Origin of the sequence: uncultured Campylobacter sp., from assembly GCF_937997535.1 — a bacterium.
GTDB lineage: Bacteria > Campylobacterota > Campylobacteria > Campylobacterales > Campylobacteraceae > Campylobacter_B.
In genome coordinates this window covers 1-20,086 of record NZ_CALKTT010000031.1, presented here as the reverse complement: position 1 = coordinate 20,086, position 20,086 = coordinate 1, and the positions used below count along the sequence as shown (strand labels likewise).

19 protein-coding genes are annotated in these 20,086 nt (G+C 49.7%); 11 read left to right on the top strand and 8 right to left on the bottom strand.

Translation table 11 applies throughout. The annotated features are described in order from the left end of the window. Nucleotides 1-146: 146 nt before the first annotated feature. Nucleotides 147-281, bottom strand: coding sequence for a hypothetical protein (locus Q0117_RS03210; protein ID WP_297922449.1), 135 nt, complete (start codon nt 279-281; stop codon nt 147-149). Between the two features lie 168 nt (nt 282-449). On the opposite strand from Q0117_RS03210, the gene Q0117_RS03205 reads away from it, so the two are divergent. The 4 genes from Q0117_RS03205 (at nt 450) to Q0117_RS03190 (ending at nt 3,571) form a co-directional block, all read left to right on the top strand. Further along, nucleotides 450-824 (top strand): cupin domain-containing protein, encoded by a 375-nt coding sequence (locus tag Q0117_RS03205; RefSeq protein WP_297922446.1) that lies wholly within the window; start codon nt 450-452, stop codon nt 822-824. Nucleotides 825-956: 132 nt separating this feature from the next. Continuing rightward, a complete protein-coding gene (locus tag Q0117_RS03200; RefSeq protein ID WP_297922443.1) occupies nt 957-1,592 on the top strand; it encodes an NAD(P)H-binding protein in 636 nt (211 codons plus the stop codon). An 80-nt stretch (nt 1,593-1,672) separates the two neighbouring features. Beyond that, nucleotides 1,673-2,083, top strand: coding sequence for an Rrf2 family transcriptional regulator (locus Q0117_RS03195; protein WP_297922441.1), 411 nt, complete (start codon nt 1,673-1,675; stop codon nt 2,081-2,083). 156 nt (nt 2,084-2,239) lie between these two features. Further along, nucleotides 2,240-3,571 carry an ankyrin repeat domain-containing protein gene (locus tag Q0117_RS03190; protein ID WP_297922438.1) on the top strand — a complete coding sequence of 444 codons (1,332 nt, stop codon included), beginning with the start codon at nt 2,240-2,242 and terminating at the stop codon, nt 3,569-3,571. A 116-nt stretch (nt 3,572-3,687) separates the two neighbouring features. Here Q0117_RS03190 and Q0117_RS03185 read toward each other — a convergent pair whose 3' ends face one another. The 7 genes from Q0117_RS03185 to ileS form a co-directional block, all read right to left on the bottom strand. Then, entirely contained in the window at nt 3,688-4,353 is a 666-nt protein-coding gene (locus Q0117_RS03185; RefSeq protein ID WP_297922435.1) for a ThiF family adenylyltransferase, read from the bottom strand. Further along, nucleotides 4,350-5,525, bottom strand: coding sequence for a carbon-nitrogen hydrolase family protein (locus Q0117_RS03180; protein WP_297922433.1), 1,176 nt, complete (start codon nt 5,523-5,525; stop codon nt 4,350-4,352). The genes Q0117_RS03185 and Q0117_RS03180 overlap by 4 nt, the downstream gene beginning before the upstream one ends. Nucleotides 5,526-5,534: 9 nt before the next feature. Further along, nucleotides 5,535-5,726, bottom strand: a complete 192-nt coding sequence (xseB, locus tag Q0117_RS03175) for an exodeoxyribonuclease VII small subunit (protein WP_297922430.1) — start codon at nt 5,724-5,726, stop codon at nt 5,535-5,537. Continuing rightward, complete coding sequence (locus Q0117_RS03170) at nt 5,719-6,822, bottom strand: homoserine O-acetyltransferase (RefSeq protein WP_297922427.1); 1,104 nt, start codon at nt 6,820-6,822, stop codon at nt 5,719-5,721. Before Q0117_RS03170 ends, xseB begins: the two co-directional genes overlap by 8 nt. Then, the gene (gene guaB, locus Q0117_RS03165) at nt 6,819-8,270 is read right to left on the bottom strand and encodes an IMP dehydrogenase (RefSeq protein ID WP_297922424.1); all 1,452 of its coding nucleotides are present in this window, start codon (nt 8,268-8,270) and stop codon (nt 6,819-6,821) included. Before guaB ends, Q0117_RS03170 begins: the two co-directional genes overlap by 4 nt. Nucleotides 8,271-8,272: 2 nt before the next feature. Continuing rightward, nucleotides 8,273-9,631: an Asp-tRNA(Asn)/Glu-tRNA(Gln) amidotransferase subunit GatA gene (gatA, locus tag Q0117_RS03160; protein ID WP_297922421.1), complete on the bottom strand. Its 1,359-nt coding sequence runs from the start codon at nt 9,629-9,631 to the stop codon at nt 8,273-8,275. 96 nt (nt 9,632-9,727) lie between these two features. Next, nucleotides 9,728-12,487, bottom strand: a complete 2,760-nt coding sequence (gene ileS / locus Q0117_RS03155) for an isoleucine--tRNA ligase (RefSeq protein WP_297922418.1) — start codon at nt 12,485-12,487, stop codon at nt 9,728-9,730. A 117-nt stretch (nt 12,488-12,604) separates the two neighbouring features. Between ileS and Q0117_RS03150 the strand changes: the two genes are divergently transcribed. The 7 genes from Q0117_RS03150 (at nt 12,605) to Q0117_RS03120 (ending at nt 19,954) form a co-directional block, all read left to right on the top strand. Continuing rightward, the gene (locus Q0117_RS03150; protein ID WP_297922415.1) at nt 12,605-13,735 is read left to right on the top strand and encodes a CinA family protein; all 1,131 of its coding nucleotides are present in this window, start codon (nt 12,605-12,607) and stop codon (nt 13,733-13,735) included. Between the two features lie 11 nt (nt 13,736-13,746). Beyond that, nucleotides 13,747-14,559, top strand: coding sequence for a hypothetical protein (locus tag Q0117_RS03145; RefSeq protein ID WP_297922412.1), 813 nt, complete (start codon nt 13,747-13,749; stop codon nt 14,557-14,559). Nucleotides 14,560-15,118: 559 nt separating this feature from the next. Continuing rightward, complete coding sequence (locus Q0117_RS03140; RefSeq protein ID WP_297922409.1) at nt 15,119-15,649, top strand: NAD(P)H-dependent oxidoreductase; 531 nt, start codon at nt 15,119-15,121, stop codon at nt 15,647-15,649. 279 nt (nt 15,650-15,928) lie between these two features. Further along, a complete protein-coding gene (locus tag Q0117_RS03135) occupies nt 15,929-16,858 on the top strand; it encodes an aspartate carbamoyltransferase catalytic subunit (RefSeq protein ID WP_297922406.1) in 930 nt (309 codons plus the stop codon). After that, a complete protein-coding gene (locus Q0117_RS03130; RefSeq protein WP_297922403.1) occupies nt 16,855-18,135 on the top strand; it encodes a dihydroorotase in 1,281 nt (426 codons plus the stop codon). Before Q0117_RS03135 ends, Q0117_RS03130 begins: the two co-directional genes overlap by 4 nt. Nucleotides 18,136-18,925: 790 nt before the next feature. Further along, nucleotides 18,926-19,738, top strand: coding sequence for a hypothetical protein (locus tag Q0117_RS03125; RefSeq protein WP_297922401.1), 813 nt, complete (start codon nt 18,926-18,928; stop codon nt 19,736-19,738). 39 nt (nt 19,739-19,777) lie between these two features. Further along, nucleotides 19,778-19,954: a hypothetical protein gene (locus Q0117_RS03120; protein ID WP_297922398.1), complete on the top strand. Its 177-nt coding sequence runs from the start codon at nt 19,778-19,780 to the stop codon at nt 19,952-19,954. The last annotated feature ends 132 nt before the right edge of the window (nt 19,955-20,086 follow it).

Sequence of the window (20,086 nt, the reverse complement as noted above, 5' to 3'; positions counted from 1 at the left end):
CCAACATATAAGCGAATATTATAAGGAAAGAATTTCTCAAAACGACCTTGTTTGATGCGTGCGAATGTGCGCAGTGGGCGTGATTTTCGTGCATTTTGACCTCGTTTTTCGATAAATTTTAGGTACATTATACCCCAAAAAAACGCTTAAATTTTAGCCAAATCTCCCTCTAACTCGATGTTTACGCGCTTGCCGATATCTTTTAGCTTACTAAACTCCTCTATCAGCCTCGGCGCGTCGCTGGGGCTGATCGCAAACGTCTTAAATGCGCTATTTTGCATAAAATTCCTTTGGTTAAAATCGCGCGGATTTTAGCTGATTTTAAAATTCGCGTCAAATTTTTTTGAAAATTTTTGCTGTAACTCTTGAAATTACAACAAAATTTTATTATACTTCGTTCATCGGTTGTAAGTTATAGCATTACAACAAAAATTTCTAAGGAGAAAAAGATGTCAAACTACAAGATCGTTTCAACGAAAAACGAACCGAGAGTCGAGCTAAAAGAAGCTCTAGGCTTAAGCGGCTGTGAGCTTTCTATCAACGAACTTCCGGCAAACGCGAGCGTGCCGTTCGTGCATTCGCACAAGCAAAACGAGGAGCTTTATTTGGTGCTAAAAGGCGGCGGCACGCTTTTCATCGACGGTGAGGAGACGGCGGTCAGCGAGGGCGACGCGATCCGCATTGATCCGGACGGCAAAAGGTGCTTCAAGGCGGGCGCGCAGGGGATGAAATTTATCTGTATCCAAACTAAACGCGGCAGCTTGGAGCAGTACACTAACGGCGACGGCGTGATAAACGAGGACGTAAAGCCAAGCTGGCTGTAAATTTCGCGAGACGGGCGCAACAAACGCGAGCGTAAATTTTAAACTGCGCGGCGCGGCATACGGCGCCAAATGTGCGAGCGCATTAACCGCAGCGGATGTGCGATCAAACAAATCAAATTTAAAGGAGAAACAATGAAAGTAGCAATCATCGGAGCAAACGGAAAATCAGGTTCAAATTTGGTGCAAGAAGCCCTAAAACAAGGACATGACGTAACGGCTATCGTGCGAAACAAAGAGTATAAAAACGGCGACGTAAAAGTCGTTTATAAAGATGTTTTTGAGCTTAGCAAAGCCGATTTGGAGGGCTTTGACGCCGTTATCAGCGCATTTGCGGCATGGACACCCGAAACGTTCCCGCTTCATAAAAATGTAGCAAAACACCTCGCAGACGCGCTTAGCGGTACGAAAACGAGGTTACTAGTCATCGGCGGCGCGGGTACGCTATACGTGGACGATAAAGGCACTATGGCTATGGATACGCCTGACTTCCCGCCTGAGTATATGGGCGTCGCAAAGGCTACGGCGGAGTCGTTTTTTGAGCTAAAAGATAGAAGCGACGTGCTATGGACCTACGTCTCGCCGGCCGGAGAATACGACGCAAACGGCGCTCGCACGGGCAAATACGTCCTTGGCGGCGATAATCTAATACTAAACTCCAAAAACGAGAGCTACATCAGCTACGCAGACCTAGCGCTTGCGGTCATAGACGAGCTAAAAAACGGCGCTTTCGTGCAAAAGCGCTTTACCGCAGTGGGCGAGAGAGCGTGAGCTTAAATTTTTGCGTAATTTAGCTAAAATAACGCCGCACGAAACTAGCGTGCGGTTTTAAATTTAAATGAAGGCCGGTTATGCAGGTGGGTATCAAATTTTCACTCGCCGTTCACATCATGCTTTGCGTCGCGTATTTTCGTGAGGAGAAGGTCACGGGCGATTTCGTCGCCGCAAGCTCGGGGATAAACCCCGCCATCGCGCGCAAGCTGATCTCGCAGCTAAAAAATGCAGGTCTCGTGCTCACGACTGCGGGCGTGGGCGGCATCACGCCGGCTCGCGACGCGCGCCTCATCACGCTTTTAGACATTTACGAGGCGGTGAGCGAGGAGGACGCGATGTTTCGCCTACACAAAGGCTCGCCTAGCGCCTGCCCCGTGGGCGGCAAGATAGAGGCGGTGCTCGCGCCGCGTTTTGCGCGCATTCAAGGTGATTTTGAGAAGTCCCTATCGAGCGTGAGCCTGGCGGATCTTTTGAGCGATTTGGGATAGAGCTTTAAAATTCTAAATACGCATTTATCTTCTAAATTTGCTCAAATTTCAAGGCTTGCGGGCTAAATTTATATAAATTTTACCCGCCCGCCATGTAAAATTTCGATTTAATTTGATTTAAGATATAATCCTCCTAATTAATTCTAAGGGGAAATTTTGAAATATTTAAAAGCTATATTGCAATTTATCGCAGTTTTTGCTTGCCTTATTTTGTATCTATTCATAAGCGGAAGAGTAGGACTTCATAAATCTCAATCTCACTACACTATTACGATAGGCTCTGATGCTACTAAAGAAGCAGGGCTTGATAAGTATGTAAGCGAAGCGGAGATGCAAAGTTTTGCATTTAGACATTGGGATATAGATTATAATTCAAACCCGAAAAACATATTCAAAGAACCCGCCATAGACGTAGAGCTAAAAAGGCTTTTAAAAAGCAAGCAAACGGATAAAATTTTAAAATTTATGAAAGATAACAATCTAACCGTCGATCATACTATGCACGGAGGGGTAACGCCCGTGATGTATTCTAGCTTTTGGGACGATACAAATACCACTCAAGAGCTTATAAAGCTAGGTGCGGATATACATAAAAAAGATGAATACAAGCTATCCGCTATGGCCTATGCGATAGAAAATAACTCCACCAAAACGGCAAAACTATTACTGGATAACGGGGTTAAATTTGAAGAGGCGGAAGTCGTTAGAAATAGGCTGCTTCCGCCGAATTATAACCATATAAAATCTTTGCAAATAAGTGATGACGGAAATTTTACGTTGATTTATGAGACCGACTACCCTATGATTAGTATAGGAGAGCCGAATTATTTCTTTTCATATCTTACGAATACGAATATGTATGAGATAGTAAAGATGGCATTAGAAAGCGGCTACAAGCCATATATTTGGAAATTTCAAAACTCTACGGTGGGTCTAAGGTACGGAAACGATATCAAGAAGGTCGTGCCTGAGGGAATATTAAATGATAAAGCGGAACCGACGGATGGATTTGATATTACCGAATATGATTTTTCATTATATGATACATTTCCGGGCACTCCAAATTACGAACCGATTTTAAAGCTGCTTATGCAGTATAATGTAGGCGGACAACCGAGCCCGGAATTCCTAAAACGAAAATATGATGATTGCCACAGACGCTATATATATAATTTATGTAGCTATTCTGAAATAAACTACGATGCAACTTATTATATACCTAAAAGTGAAATTTCGCTTATAACGACGGTATATCGCAAATATTGCAAAGATAGAAATTCTACATTTAAAGATGTTTATGAATATACGAAATTTGCAAGCGAGCTAAATGAAATGGAAGCGGTATCCATCCATATGTATACTATAGATAAAAATGGTCGTAAGCTTGATCAGCCGTATAAAGATAATTTAAAAAAGCTAGATAAATATATAGATGAGATCTCATCTGGTGAGATAAAAAATGCAAGAAAAGAATGTCATCAAAACTAAATATTAAGGAGAATAAAATGACGGAGCAAGAGTTAAATCAACATACTCAAAGTTAGCTTTTTGATATAAAGTCAACCGCAAGCTCGGGCTTAAATTTAAACTAGCCCGAGCCAAAACTATAATTTTATCTTCCTAACTTCCAGCTCGCCGCCAAAAAAGTTCGCGTAGTAAAGCAGGTCTTTTTCGACCTCAAGCCCCGCTAGGTAGCGCAGAGCGAGGTTCGCCTCAAAGCTCGCTGCAAACATCACGATCGCAGCCGTTATGCCCGCAGGTGTCGCGTTTAGGCTCGGGAAAAATTTAAAATCCGCATTCTGCACGAAGCAGACTTGGCACTGCCAGCTGTCTACCGACGCAAACACCCACGGTACGCCTATTTGCTTAGCAAACGCATCGATCTGCGCGCGCGTGGCGAGATTATCGGTCGCATCCAAAATGAGATCAAATTTCTCGCTCGAGCCTATCGCGCTAGCGAAAAATTCCTCCGCGCGGCTTTTGTGCACCTCCACGCTCACGCCGTCGTAGCGGCTTTCTGTGCGGCTTTTAAAAACATCCGCTTTAAATTTACCCTCGTCTTCGAGCGTGAATAAAATTTGCCTGTGGATGTTGTGAAGCGCTACCGTGTCGAAATCCACGACGCTGATCCGTCCGATGCCGCTTGCGCCCAGAGCGTAAGAAAGGCTGCTTCCAAGCCCGCCCGCGCCGATGATTAGGATGTGCTTGTCCGCAAGCGCACGCTGCGTCTGCTCGCCCCAAAGCTGGATCTGTCTATGAAAGTAGTTCATAAAAGCCCCCTGCTGACTAGATTTTTACGGAATTTCCACAGCCCGCGCGCCGCAGCGATCTCGTCCGCGTCCACTTCGCACATCAGCACGCCCTCTTCGTTTTTCAGCTCGTTTGCGATCTCGCCGCCGGGGGTCGCGACGAAGCTCTCGCCGTAAAATTTAAACTCGCTTTCGCCGAATTTCGCCTCGCCGATGCGGTTGGCGCGGATGACGTAGAGCGAGTTCGTAAACGCGCGCATCTTCAAAAGCTCGCGCCAGCGCCCGCCGCTTTCAAAGGTCGAAGCGCACGGCACGAGCACGCAGCCGACGTTTTTTTGCATAAAATAGCGCCAAAATACGTCAAAATGCGCCTCATAGCCGAAGCAGACGCCGAATTTCACGCCGCCTTCGCTAAAGATCATCGGCGAAATTTTACCGATTTTGCGGCTTTTGCGGTTGGCGAAAAAGCCATCCTCGTTCCAGTGCGGATAGTCCATCAGGATATTTTGATCGTAAAATTTCACCTCCGAGGGCGAAAATTTCGCGCAGGATTTCACCCAGATAGGCTCGTTTTCGCTCGCGCAAAAGATCTCCTCTTCGCTCGCATCTTTTTGGCTTTCGGCTTTTAAATTTGAAGCGTTCGAGTTACTCGGGAGCGGGGCTTTTAAATTTGAACTGTCTGCGGAATTCGCGGCTTTGAAATTTAAAGATTTTGCGCCGCAGGAATTTAAGCCGCCTTTGGAACTCTGCTCGTTTTTGGAATTTAAAGCGTCTTTAGAATTTGAGCAGCCGTTGGAATTTAAATCGCTCTTGGAATTTAGCTCGCCCTTGCAACCGGGCTCGCTTTTAAGGCTTAAAGAATTTTCGCCGCTAGAGCTCACGCTTTTTTGAGCCGTGCCGCCGAAAATGCCCGCCTGCCTCAAAATCGCGCCGCTTGCGGCTCTGATTATCGGCGCTACGATATGCAGGTCGTATTTGGCAGCCAGCCGCGCCATCAGCTCCTGCTTATGCTCGCTCTGTTCGCAGGTGATGGAGCGGGGCATTTTTTTAAGCTCGCTAAAGAAGGAATTTAGCTCATATTCGCCCAGCAGCACGATCCGCGCGCCGTTATCTTTGGCGACCTTCATATAGTAATCGATCCGATTTTCGCTCATCGAAAGCGTCGGTAGTTGTAAAACGCATACGTTTATCATCACCACCTCCTAAGCCTGCTCGGGTGCGCTTATTTCGGCAACCTCGAGTTTGGCGTTTTCTAAAATTTCCTTCGCCTCCTTTAGCAGCGCTACGCCCTGTTTATACAGCTTCACGCTTCCCTCTAGGCTTAGATCCTTGTCGTTTAGGCTTTTTAAAAGCGCATTGATCTTTTCCATTTTTTCCTCGAAACTCTCACTCATCCAAAATCCTTTTTATGATGTAATCAAATTTTTCTATCTCGACCAAAAACGCGTCGTGTCCGTAGTTGCTGTCGATCTGCGCGTAGCTCGCGCGATCCTTTTTCCCTAGATCGCTCATCGTGTCGTAAATTCCTTTCATTAGCTCCGGTGGAAAGAGCACGTCGCCTTTGAAAGAGATGAGGTGCAGGCGCGATCTGATCTGCGCGCAGGCGTTTTTGAGATTGCCGTAGTGGCGCGTGCAATCAAATATATTCATCATCTTGGCGATGTAAAGATAGCACAGCGGATCGAACCTGCGCGCGAAATTTTCGCCGTTGTATTCAAGGTAGCGATCCACCTGAAAGCGCCCGTTAATCTCGTAAAGACCGTCGGTTTCGACGTAGTTGCGCCCGAATTTATCCTGCATCGAGCTTGGGCTTAGAAAGCTGATATGCCCCGCCATGCGCCCCACCGCCATGCCGTCAAGTCCGTGCTCGGCGATCAGATTTTTATCGTAGTTGCCGTTTTTAAAGCTAGGATCGCGCAATATGGCCTCGGTCGCGATCTTATTAAACGCGATCGCCCAAGGCTGCGTAGCGTATGTGCTTGCGAGTACGAAAATTTCATCCGCAAATTCGGGATATTCGATCGCATAGCACAGCGCTTGCATGCCGCCCAGACTGCCGCCGATAACGGCGCGGACGCGGGCAATGCCTAGGCGCTTTAAAAGCATCATCTGCGCGCGCACGACGTCCGAGACGACCACTACCGGAAAGCGCAAGCGGTACTCGCGGCCGCTGCTTTCATCGACGTCGAGCGGGCAGGTAGAGCCAAACGGCGAAGCTAAAATGTTTATGCAGATGACGAAAAATTTTGTCGTATCGACCGCTTTATGATCGCCGATGAGCCCGTCCCACCAGCCCGGCTTAACGTCGCCATCGTAAAGTCCCGCGGCGTGCGCGGAGCCGGTTAAGGCGTGGCAGATGACGATGACGTTTGATTTGTCCGGGTTTAGCTCGCCGTAGGTTTCATAGGCGAGCTTGAAGTTGGAAAAGACGCGACCGCTCTCCAGATAGAGCGGCTCGTCGAAATTTTGAATTTTGCTTTGAAGGATCACTGATTTACTCGGTAATTCGGCGCTTCCTGCGTGATGATGACGTCGTGGACGTGGCTTTCTTTAAGACCTGCGCTCGTGATCTCGACGAATTCCGCCTTTTGTTGAAAGGTCGCGATATCCTTACTGCCGCAGTACCCCATCGAGCTTCGTAAGCCGCCTAATAGCTGAAAGATCACGTCTTTTAACATGCCCGCGTAAGGCACGCGTCCCTCGACGCCCTCGGGCACGAGCTTTTCTTTTGCGGTGCCGTCTTGAAAGTAGCGATCCGAGCTTCCCTTCTGCATCGCCGCCAAAGAGCCCATGCCGCGGTAGGTTTTGTACTGGCGACCCTGAAACGTAATGAGCTCGCCCGGGGTTTCGTAGCAGCCCGCAAGCAAGCTTCCCATCATCACCGAGCTTGCGCCCGCAGCTAGAGCTTTGGCGATGTCGCCCGAGTATTTGATGCCGCCGTCTGCGATGATCGGAATTCCAAATTTAGCCGCCTCGATCGCGCAATCGTTGATCGCGGTAAACTGCGGCACGCCCACGCCCGCTACGATACGCGTAGTGCAGATCGAGCCCGGGCCGATGCCTACTTTAATCGCGTCCGCTCCTGCGTTTGCGATATCCTTTATGCTAGCGGGGTTTGCGACGTTTCCTACTACTACGTCGACATCAAAATTTCGCTTCAGCTCCTTAAGCGTGTCGATAATGCCTTTGGAGTGTCCGTGCGCAGAGTCCATCACAAGCGCATCTACGCCCGCTTTTACAAGAGCTTCGGCTCTTTGCAGGTGGCCTACGCTGATTGCTGCGGCAACGCGAAGGCGTCCGAATTTGTCTTTATTGGCGCTTGGATATTCGATACGCTTTTTAAGATCTTTAATCGTAATAAGCCCCTCCAAATGGCCGTTTGCGTCGATTATCGGAAGCTTTTCTACCTTATTGTTTCTAAAAATTTTCTCCGCATCATCCAGAGTGCAACCCTTCGGAGCGGTAATTAGCGGAGCTTTGGTCATCTTTTCGCCCACAAGCGCGGCGGTGTCGGTTTCAAAGCGCAAGTCGCGATTGGTCAAAATCCCAATCAGCACGCCGTTGTCGTCGATAACGGGAATGCCGCTGATGTGGTACTCGCTCATCAGATCGAGAGCGTCTTTGATCGTGGCGTCCGCCTTGATCGAAATAGGGTCTATAATGACGCCGCTTTCGCTCTTTTTTACGCGGCGAACCATCTTGGCTTGGGAGCCCTCGTCCATATTTTTATGGATCACGCCGATGCCGCCGAGGCGCGCCATCATTATCGCCGTGCGGTACTCGGTGACCGTATCCATCGCAGCGCTCACAAGAGGGGTATTTAGCGTGATATTTTTCGTAAAACTCGTGCTGATATCGACCTCTTTGGGTAAAATTTCAGAGTATTGCGGTACCAACAAAACATCCTCGAAGGTCAGAGCCTTTTTGACGATCTTCATACTTATCCTTTCACGATTTTTTCTAAACTCAAGCCGCCGTCCAGCACCGTTTGTTCATCGTAGGCGCGCCCGATAAGCTGCGCGCTGATATTAAGAGCCTCTTTATTTTTCGCTACCGGCACGGAGATCGCGGGAAGCCCCGCTAAATTTACGCCGATCGTGTAGATGTCGCTAAGATACGCGCGAAGCGGATCGCTAAGCTCGCCGAATTTATACGCCACGCCCGGCGCGATCGGCATAAAGATCAAATCGGCGTCTTTTAAAATTTCCTCATATTCGCTTTTGATGAATGCCCTTGCTTTCTGTGCTTTGATGTAGTACGCGTCGTAGTAGCCGCTGCTTAGCACGAAGGTGCCTAGAAGCATGCGGCGCTTGACCTCGTCGCCGAAGCCTTCGCCGCGAGTGTTGGCGTAGAGCTCTTTTAAATTTAGAGCCTTTGCGCGGTTTCCGTAGCGTACGCCGTCGTAGCGGCTTAAATTTGCGCTAGCCTCGGCGGTTGCGATGATGTAGTAGGTCGCGATGTCGTATTTAGAGCTGCAAAGATCGCGATAAACGATCTCATGCCCGAATGATTTTAGCTTTTCTATAGTCAAATTTAGAGCCTCTTTGACCTGCTGCGAGGCCTCGTCCACGTAGTTTTTTATAACGGCGATCTTAAGCTTGCGATCGGCGTTTAGCTTATCCGCGGTGCTTTCGTAAGTGCCCGCGTAGCTCGTGCTGTCCATCTCGTCGCGCCCTGCGATGATGTCGTATAAGATCGCCGCGTCCTCGACGCTGCGCGTGATCGGTCCTATCTGATCGAGGCTGCTCGAATACGCCGCGAGTCCGTAGCGGCTGACCCTGCCGTAGCTTGGCTTAAAGCCTACGCAGCCGCAAAATGCCGCCGGCTGGCGGATTGAGCCGCCCGTATCGCTTCCGAGTGCGGCTACGGCGATATTTGCCGCTACGGCAGCCGCGCTTCCGCCGCTACTGCCGCCGGGTACGCGCGAGTGATCGGTCGGATTGAGAGTTTTGCCGTAGAATGAGCTCTCGGTCGTGCTTCCCATCGCAAACTCATCCATATTTGTTCGTCCAAACGGCGCCAGGCCGCGCTCGCGTAGCTTTTTGATCACCGTCGCGTCGTATGGTGCAACGTAGCCTTGCAAAATTTTACTCGCCGAGGTGACGCTCCAATCTTTTACCTGAATGTTATCTTTGATCGCAATCGGCACGCCCTCGCCGCTGATGTTTAGAGCCTCGCCCGTGAGCTGCTCGACGTAGGCGCCGAGCTCTTTGGTTTTTAAAATTTTATCCTTTAGCTCCGCTCTAAGCGCCGAAATTTCATCCCCGCTCAGGCTTAGAGCCTCTTTCAAACTTATCATCTGTCATCCTTAAATTTATTCACGAAATAGATCCCCACGCTCGTTGCTACGCAGATCAGCGCGATTGTAAAAAATACAAAGCCGAGACTTATGGGGCTAGCGAGCATGCATGACCTTCGCGCAGCGCGGGCAGAGCTCATCAGGCTCTTTTGCGTTAAATTTCCAGCATCTCGGGCATTTGTGTTTAGAGGATTTTACGAGGCGGAAAATTTCGTCGTTTATCTTAAACTCCGCCAGAGCCTCCTCGCTTTGCAGAGTGTCCACGTCGCTTACCATAAACCAATCCGCCACGCCTAGGATGTCGTTTGATAAAATTTCGTTCGAGCTCGTTTCTAAAACCAGCTCAAGCGTCGATTTGATGATCTTGTTCTTTTTCAGCGCGTCGATGAGCTCGAAAAATTTCTCTCTCGATTTGATTAAAATTTCGTCGAATTCTATGAAATCGTCAAATTCTATCGGCTTATAGATCAGATCAAAGACGTCCTCCTTGCCCTCCTTGATGATACGCGGCGCGAACTGCATCACTTCGTCGATCGTGTAGGTTAGCGTAGGCGCGATTAGAGGCAGCAGCGCTCGCGTAATCAGTGCGATCGCGCTTTGCGCGCTTCTGCGGCGCGGCTCGTCGGGTGCGTCGCAGTAGAGCCTATCTTTGCAGATATCAAGATAAATTCCGCTCAGATCGGCGCTTAAGAAGTTTAGTAGCTGATTGAAGCCTTTTGAAAAATCATAGTTTCTAAACGCCGCTTCCGCGCCCGCAAAGGCGTTTGCCGCGCGCGTTAGGATCCAGCGGTCAAGCCGCGTAAAATTACTCGTCTCGATCTCGCCCAGATCGCTAGTGCTTGCGAGCAGAAATCTTATCGTATTTCGGATCTTGCGGTACTGCTCGCTTACCTGCTTAAGGATATTGTCGCTGATCTTCAGATCGGTCGAATAATCGCTCATCGCGACCCACAGGCGTAAAATTTCCACGCCGTGGCTCTTGGCGACCTCTTGCGGATAGACGACGTTTCCGACGGACTTACTCATCTTTTGCCCCTTCTCATCGACGGTAAATCCGTGTGTGAGGATGCTCTTGTACGGCGCGCATTCGTTGATCGCGCAGCTTAGAAGCAGTGAGCTTTGAAACCAGCCGCGGTGTTGGTCGCTGCCCTCAAGATACATATCCGCAGGGAATTTGCCCGCATCGTAAACGCCGCTTTGTAGCACTGCCTTCCACGTCGAGCCGCTTTCAAACCAAACGTCTAAGATATCCATCACCTTTTCTAAATTTTCAGGCTTATAGCCGCTGTCCTGCGGCAAGAGCTCCGAAATTTCCATCTGCCACCAAGCATCCGCGCCTTTGGCTTTAAAAATCTCGTAGATATTATTTAAAATTTTTTCATCAAAAATCGGCTCTTTGGTGCTTTTGTCGCGGAAAAACGCGATCGGCACGCCCCAATCCCTTTGGCGCGAGATACACCAATCGGGGCGGTTTTCTATCATCGAGCTTAGGCGGTTGATGCCGCTTTGCGGATAAAATTTAACCTTGCCGATCTCTTCAAGGGCTACTTGGCGCAGCGTCTCGCCGCTAGGCATTGGCTCGTCCATCGCGATAAACCACTGCTTCGTCGCGCGGTAGATCACCGGCTTGTGCGTGCGCCAGCAGTGTGGATAGGAGTGGACGAATTTGCCGGATTTGATAAGCGCGGGGCCTAGGATCTGTAAAATTCTCTCGTTTGCTTTGAAAATATGCATCCCCACGAGCTCGTCTACGACGTCTGCGCGAAAGAGTTTTTTAGTTTTAAGAGTTTGATCGAAACAGCCGCCCTCATCTACCGGCATAATCACCTCGATGCCGTATTTAAGCCCTACGAAATAATCGTCCTCGCCGTGTCCCGGAGCCGTATGCACGAGCCCGGTGCCGCCGTCCATCAGGACGTGCTCGCCGAGGATAAATTTTGAAATTCTATCGTTTAGCGGATTGATCGCGTTTAAGCCCTCAAGCTCGGTAGCCTTAAATTCTTTTACGATCTCGCCTTTCGTGATGCCCAGGCTTACGAGGCTTTCGACCAAAGGTTTTGCAAAGATTAAATTTTCGCTCGTCAGCGCATAAATTTCATTCGGGTTTAAAGATATCGCGCCGTTTGCGGGCAGCGTCCAAGGCGTGGTCGTCCAGATGACCGCTTTAGCGCCTTTTGCGCCGATTTTAGCGTTTGCTTCACCGCTTAGATCAAACGCCACGAAGATCGAGTAGTCCTCTTTGTCTTTGTATTCAACTTCGGCTTCTGCAAGGGCGCTCTTTGCCGCCCAGCTCCAAAACACGGGCTTACTTCGCTCGATTAAAATTCCTTTTTTAGCGATCTGGCAGAGCGCTTTGTAAATTTCAGCCTCAAACTCAAATTTTAGCGTCAAATACGGATCGTCCCAGTCGCCCAAAATTCCCATATCTTTAAATTCATTGCGCTGCACGTCGATGAACTCTTTGGCGTGCTGTCTGCAAAGCTCGCGGATCTGCACTTTTGAAAGCGATTTTTTCCGCTCGCCTAACTTGATCTCTACTTGCTGCTCGATCGGCAGACCGTGGCAGTCCCAGCCCGGCACGTAGCGGATATCCTCGCCGAAGAAATAATGGGTTTTGGTGATGATGTCTTTTAAAATTTTATTCAGCGCGTGGCCGATGTGGAGGTGTCCGTTAGCGTACGGCGGGCCGTCGTGGATATTAAAGCTGACGCTTGCGCCCTTGCGCCTAGCTTTCATCTTTTCGTAAATTTTACGCTCGTCGTACCATGCCTTAAACCGCGCAGGTTCGTTTTGCGGCAGTGCGCCTCGCATCGCAAAATCCGTAGTAGGAAGAAAGAGAGTATCTTTGTAGTCCATATTTGTACCTTTTCGTGTCTTAAAAATTTGTGAAGTTTATCCAAAACGCCATTAAAAAGCTCTGAAAGAGCAGTCTGCGTTTATGCTATAATGTGCGAAAATTTAATGAGGGTCTTTATGAAAAATATCATCCTTGTAATCGGCGAGAAGATCCGCTACGACGCGGCTTTGATGAGTTATATTTCTCGCAGCTACGAGCAGGTTTTTGGGCGGATGGACGATCTGAAATTCTTAAGCGAAAACGATAAGGTTTTGCCCTTCGCGCTTGAAAAGATGATCGATTCGTACGATTTTATCACGATCTTTGCGGCAAACTCCGCCTACGCGGTCGTCGGTAAAATTTTATCGACGCTCTCTTTCGATTCGCTCGAGCTGAAAAACGGAGAAACCCTAGCGCCCTCGATGGCGCGCACGGTGGCGAAAAACAGCTTCCTGCTAAACGTCAGAGGCTGCTCGGTAAACGTGATCAAGACGCTTTGCTTACAGAGCTTGCCGCCGATCCTCCAAGACGCGCCGAATGCGGGCGAGAGCTTTTATCTATTCGATTGCGAATACGAAAGCGTAAAGCAGCGCCTAGAGAGCCTTGCGATCAGTTATAAAATTTCGCTTACGATCAGCAGGCCCTGCTCCTTTTTGCTGCTCGTGCGCGCCAGTGCGATGAAATTCGGAGCGCTGGACGCGTTTTTACAAAGCGTCGGCAAGTATTATGAGAGCTGCTACATCAAAGGCGGCGATTTTATGGGCTTTGTGGTGGATAGACTGCGCGAAATAGGCGCTAAGATCACCTTTGCCGAAAGCTGCACCGCAGGGCTCATCGCCGCAAAATTCGGCGCGGTCGCGGGCGTGAGCGACGTTTTTGACGGCTCGCTCGTAAGCTACGCCAACGAGATAAAAAATCTCTGGCTAAACGTAGGCGAAGATACACTCGCGCGCTACGGCGCGGTTAGCGCGCAGACCGTGGGCGAGATGCTGGAGGGCGCACTGCAAAGCAGCGGGGCGAGCTTCGCTCTTGCGGTAAGCGGTATCGCAGGCCCCGGCGGCGGAAGCGCGCAAAAGCCCGTAGGGACGGTCTTTATCGGCGCGAAAGAGCAGGGCGGCAAACAGATCGTCGGGGAATTTCATCTAAAAGGCGATCGAAACTACATCCGCGAACAAAGCGCCGATATCGCTATCTGCTTGCTTTTAAAGCTTAGAAGCGATCTGTTTTTCGGGCGACTTCCAAGCGCGCCTGCGAGAGATGAAATTTAAAGGAGCGGATTTTGAAAAGACAAATTTTGAAAGGATGCGTACGCGATTTAGCGCATAATTTTATCCGAGCAAGCGGCGAGCGGGGCTTTGAACGATGGCAAAATTTCGATTCGGCGGACGGTGCGCGAAATTTTACTTCGACGCAGGGCGGGCAGAATTTTACTCGGGCTAGCGACGGGCGAAATTTTATCTCAGCGGGTCGTACTAGAAATTTTAGTTTTATAAACGCGGCGCGAAATTTTACTTTGGCGCTAGCCGCGACGTGTGTTTTGAGCGGCTGCGACGGCGGATCGGACGCGCAAGATCGCGAACAAAGCGCACGTTCGGAACAGAATTTTAGCGCGGGTAATCAAGGGCAAAATTTTAATAAAAACGCGGATAGCTCGAGGCAAAGCTCTACACAAAATTCTACGCAAGGCTACGTGCAAAATTCCGCGCCGCAGGGCTTTGAGGGCAAGCAAAAATCCGATCTAAACTCCACTATAGACGAGCTTGCAAACGATGCTAAAGTTTTGGGCGAGGCCTTGCAAAATTTGCAGAAAAAGGCGCCCGAAGCGCTGAATGATTTTGCCGCTCGCAACGTGGACAGGACCAAGGATCTGCTAAAGCAGGGCGAGGCGGCGGCACGTGAGGCGGGCAAAAACCTTGATAAAATGGGGCAGAGCCTACAGGGAATCATCAAGGACGCAAACGATAGCCTAGGTAAGGTCTTGGAAGGCTTTGGCGTGCAGCCTAGACAGGGGCCTCGCGGCGGGCGCTCGCAGGAGCGCGATGATAATTCAGATCCTGAAGAGGCGGCTGGTAGGCAAAGCTTTAGAATTTAAATTACGCTAAATTCTACTCAAATTTTTTTGTTGCAACTACCACCCGCAGGAAAGTGGCAAGTCTTCGCAGGAGCGTAACGAGCCTGCACGAAAGGGACGGACACTCATAAGAGCGCGATGAGCACCCGCAGCCCGACGACGGAGCCGATGGCAAGGTTTTTATAGTTTAAAGCACGGCTAGATTTCATCTAAATTTTATTTGTTGCGACGAATGCTTGCAGAGAAGCGATGCTAAATTTTATTAAAATTTCCCCTGCGCGGCGGTTTCGTTAAAATTTTACTCGCGCGAGCTTCCGCAATGGTGCGATGAACACTTACAAAAAAGTAGTAAATCTCTGCAAAACGCGACGAGTGCCCCAAGGGCGAGCATTTCTAAAATAAAGCGCGAGTAGTGAATGAAGTTTGGAATTCAAAGCTCGCGCTCTTTGAAGTTGCTGTAAAGATAAGCGGGTGGCGGCCAGTAAAGCTTTAGAATTTAAGGCTGCTTGTGATAAAACGAGAAAAATTTTACGAAGTAGGGCTATAATGCGCCCCGCAATTTCAAATTTAAAGGATAGAAATGAAAACTCTCATTATTTTAGCTCATCCAAATATCGCAAACTCGCTTGTAAACCGCCACTGGAGGGATGCTGTGCTAGCGCATCCTGATAAGTTCGAGCTTCATGATCTTTACGCGCTTTATGCGGATTTTAAAATCGATGTGGAAAAGGAGCAAAAACTGCTCGAAAGCCACGATAAAATCGTGCTTCAGTTTCCGTTTCGTTTTTCAAACTGCACGCCGCTTCTTAAGCAGTGGTTTGAGGATGTTTTTACGCGCGGCTGGGCTTATGGCGCAGAGAGCGGCGGCAAACTTAAGGGCAAAAAATTCGCGCTTGCGATCTCGCTTGGCGCGACCGAGGAAAACTACTCTAAAAACGGCATCGTGGGCTTTAGCGTGGATGAGGTGCTAGCGCCATTTAAGGCTACGTTTAATTTTGTCGGCGCAGTTACGCTACCAAATTTCGTCTCATACGGCTTTACTTACGATAAAAGCGAGCAAGCCGTAGAAAATAGTGCGAAAAATTATATAAAGTATTTAAATCAGCTTTAAATTCTTTGTTTTTCTAGCCGCCCGCTGCGCGTAAAGCTTTAAAATTTTACGTAAGCGGCGCGGCTGATTTTTTAAAATTTTCGCTCAAAAAGCTCGAATTTAATCTCAAAATTTTTAAATTTTACCCCGAAATTCCGCTCGCGCTTCGTATGTGATCTCAAATGAAATTTTAAGCAAATTTCCGCGCCTAAATTTGAGCCCAGCTCTTAAATTTTAAAATTTTATCAGAGATTTTTTTATACAATTACGGCTGAAATTCGGCCCAAAAAAGGAGAGGGAATGTATAAGCTAAAGCATCTTCTTAGCGCGCAGGATCTGAGCCGCGAGGACATCTACGACTTCATCGATCTGGCGCGCGAGTTTAAAGCGCTCAACCGCTCTGACGTCAAAAAATCCGACTCACTTCGCGGCAAGACGGTCATCAACGCGTTTTTCGAAAACTCCACCCGCACCCGCACGAGCTTTGAGATCGCAGCCAAGCGCCTGGGCGCGGACACCATAAATTTCTCGGCTGCGGACAGCAGCACGAAAAAGGGCGAGACGCTGATCGACACCATCAGAAATATGCAGGCGATGCGCACGGATATATTCGTGCTGCGCCACAGCTGCTCGGGCGCGGCGAAATTCGTCGCGGCCAACTGCAACGCATCGATCGTAAATGCGGGCGACGGGCTGAACGAGCACCCGAGCCAGGCGCTGCTGGATCTTTTTACGATCAGCGAGCATAAGGGCAGGATCGAGAATTTAAACGTCGCGATCATCGGCGATATATTTCGCTCGCGCGTGGCTAGAAGCGACATCTGGGCGATGAAAAAACTAGGCATAAACGTGCGGCTCTTCGGCCCTCCGATGATGCTGCGCGACTGCGACGCGTTCGGCTGCCCGATATGCAAAAGCGTAGAGGAGGCGATCGAAGGCGCCGACGTCATCATCATGCTAAGAATCCAGCTTGAGCGGCAAGACGGCGAGCCGAGCTTCCCGAGCGTGCGCGAGTACTCGAAATTTTTTGGACTTACCGCTAAGCGAATGCAAGCGGCGAAAGAGGACGTCATGATAATGCACCCGGGCCCGATCAATCGCGGCGTGGAGATCAACTCCGACGTAGCCGACGATCCGCGCTATAGCTGCGTCTTAGATCAGGTAGAAAACGGCGAGGCGATGCGAATGGCGATACTTCATACGATAAATTTAAACAGGAGCGCACGATGAAAATTTTGATAAAAAACGGCACGATCGTTAATCACGACGGCAGCGAGGAAGCAAACGTCCTGATCGAGGGCGATAAAATTTCAAAGATCACGCGCGAATGTCCCGCCGCAGACCGCGTCATAGACGCCGCGGGCAAGCTCGTGATGCCTGGGCTCATCGATATGCACGTGCATTTCAGAGACCCGGGGCTCGAATACAAAGACGACGTCATCAGCGGCAGCGAAACCGCGGTCGCAGGCGGCGTGACGACCTGCCTTCCGATGGCAAATACCAAGCCCGTAAACGATAACTCAAGCATCACTCGCGCGATGATCGCCAAGGCTAAGGGGCGCGGACTTATCGATCTGCTGCCCATAGGCGCGATCTCGCAGGACTGCAAGGGCGCAAAGATCGTCGAGATGGGCGATATGCTTGAGGCGGGCTGCGTGGCTTTCAGCGACGACGGGTTGCCCGTGACCGACAGCTCCGTGATGCGACAGGCGCTCGAATACTCCGCTCACTTCGGCTCATTCGTGATAAATCACAGCGAGGATTGCTCTCTTTGCCACGGCGGCGTGATGAACGAGGGCAAAGTCAGCGCGATCCTCGGTCTAAAGGGGATGGCGAGCGAAAAAGAGGAGATTATGATAGCGCGCGATCTGCTGCTTGCCAAAAAGACGGGCGGGCACATCCACATCGCGCACGTAAGCTCGGCGTGGTCGCTAAAGCTTATCGAGCAAGCTAAACGCGAGGGCATCCGCGTCACCTGCGAAGCTACGCCGCATCATTTTACCTTCGACGAGCGCGAGCTGATGGGATACGATACGAATTTTAAAATGTCGCCGCCGCTTCGCACCCAAAGCGACGTGCAGGCGATCAGAGAGGCGCTTAAAAGCGGTCTAATCGACGCCATCGTGACCGATCACGCGCCGCACAACACCGACGATAAATTCGTCGAATTCGACCACGCGCCGTTTGGAATTTTAGGGCTTCAAACCCTCGTACCGCTTACGCTGCGGCTCGTAAACGAGGGTGTCATCAGCCTTGAAGACATGGTGCGCCTCTGCTCGTTTAACCCGGCTAAAATTCTAAATTTAAAGGACAAGGGCGAGATCAAAGAGGGCTTTTTGGCCGACGTCGCGATCATCGATCCGCAGATTTCCTACGTTTACGACGAGGCGCTAAATAAGTCCAAATCGCGCAACTCGCCGCTTTTCGGCAAGCAGCTTACGGGCGCTGCGGTTTGCACGATCAAAAGCGGCCGCGTGGTGTATGAGTTTCCAAACGTCGTAGCATAGGGCGCTTGCGGCGTAGGACTTGCGATCGGCGGCTTGCGGGCAGAGCTTGCGAGTGGTAGCTTGCCGACGAGCGGCATTCGTAGCGCAAATGGCGCTATTGCTTAATTTTAAATTTAGCTAGTTTGGGCGCAACGGCTTGCTTTTAAAATTTTGCGGTGCGATCGGTTTATTTTAAATTTGGCGGCAGCGTAGGCGCGGCGACTTGTCTTTAAAACATAGCGCGTTTTGCTTGGTATCGGCGTGACCCTCGATCTCGCAGCGTGATTGCCCTGCTTAAATTTATCGGTAGCTTGGGTGTAGTAAACTACATTTAAAATTTTGCGGCGCGATTTTTTGGTCTAATTATGTGGAGCCCTGTGGCTAATTCGCTTTAAATTTTGCGGTAACTCGGTGCGGCAACTTACTTTTAAAATTTCATAGTGAGAGCGCAGTTGGAATTTCTTTAAAGTAGTTTGTCATTTTTAAAGTGCGCGTAAATTTAACGTACGTCGCCTTGTTTGTGGCATTTGTATATTTTGGCTTCGGAATTTTATCCATGCCCGTGCGCGAGCTGCTCTAAATTTATAACGGCACCTTTTTCGATATGGTCGCTGCTTTTAAAATTTTATGTTCGCGGCGGTTGAGAATTCTATCTTTGCGCAGATTTGTTTTTGCTTTGCGCGCAAATTTTATCGTGATTAAATTTGTCGCTAAGGCGCAAAATTTTAAAATTTTGCCGCCGCTAGCTTTTGGCGCGGAGCATAAATAATCCGCCGCATGAACGGGAGCGATCGAAATTTAAAGGATATCTATGAACGGCGAAATATATCTCTCGTGCGCGCTGTGCGTCGCGCTAAAATCAGCTCTGCGCGGCAATCCTAAGCCGTTGTCGCAAGATCAAAAATATATAAAATATTTAAATTTTGAATTTGCAAAGGAGCATTTCCGCACCGCAGAGGGCGCGAACCGCGTAGTGCAGGACGGCGTAAACGACGCAAGTAAAGCTGCGGAGCAAAAAGATGCGTACGGCGCAGTGCAGAGCAGTGCGACGGACAAAACTGCCGAGAGCGGCGGTGCAGCGGAGCAAAAGCGCACGAACAGCAAAGAAGCGGCAAATGAAAAAGCGGCTAGTAAAAAAGGCGCCGACGAAAGCACGGGCTCGCCACTTTTGCAAAAAGCGTGCGAGTTTTTCACCGGACGGCTCGCGCAAAAAGGGCACGAGGACGAGCCAATCTCCGCACGGCGGCGTTGGATAGAGCAGTGCCTAAAGCTCGGTCTGAAGGACGCGGGGCTTAGTATTCCAACTTTCGCAAAAGATAGAGCGCTTTTGGGCTTTTCGGGGATGAACGTAAACGGCATCGTTTGCTGCTTCGAGGACTTTGACGGCGTTTTTACGCCTGATTGGAAATACGATCGCGACAAAAAGGCTTGGTATGTGAAATACGTCGAGCGCCTTTGGCGCGGGATGCCGCGGGATGCGCTAAAGGCGCGCGATAACAGCGCAGAATTCGGGAATGTTTTGGTGCAAATCAGGGATTTTGCGAGCAAGATAGGCTGCGAAAATTTCGCGCAGACGTTTGATAATGCGCTTAAGACGCTGCGGGGCGAAGTCGCTGTGGGCTAGTATTACGCCGTTTCGTTTGCAGCGCTGCCGCAGCCGAGCTTGAGGGCGTTTGCCGCGGCGGGGATCGCCGATGTATTCGGTGCGATGGGCTCTTGGAACGACGAGCCGCCGTATATGACGCAAGAAATGGGGCTTGGGGACGAATACGACCGTCTTTCGGATGAGCTCTTGGCGCAGAAAAACTCAGCGATTTTGTTTGCAATAAATGGCTGGTAAGGCTTTGGCACAAGAGCTAGAAAGCACGCTAAGCCTCTATCGTCGCAGGCCTATCAAACGCCGTTACGCTCGGTAGCTCGCCTTTAAATTTCTCGATCTGCACCATGCTCGTGTGCGCGGTGTTGCTTTGCG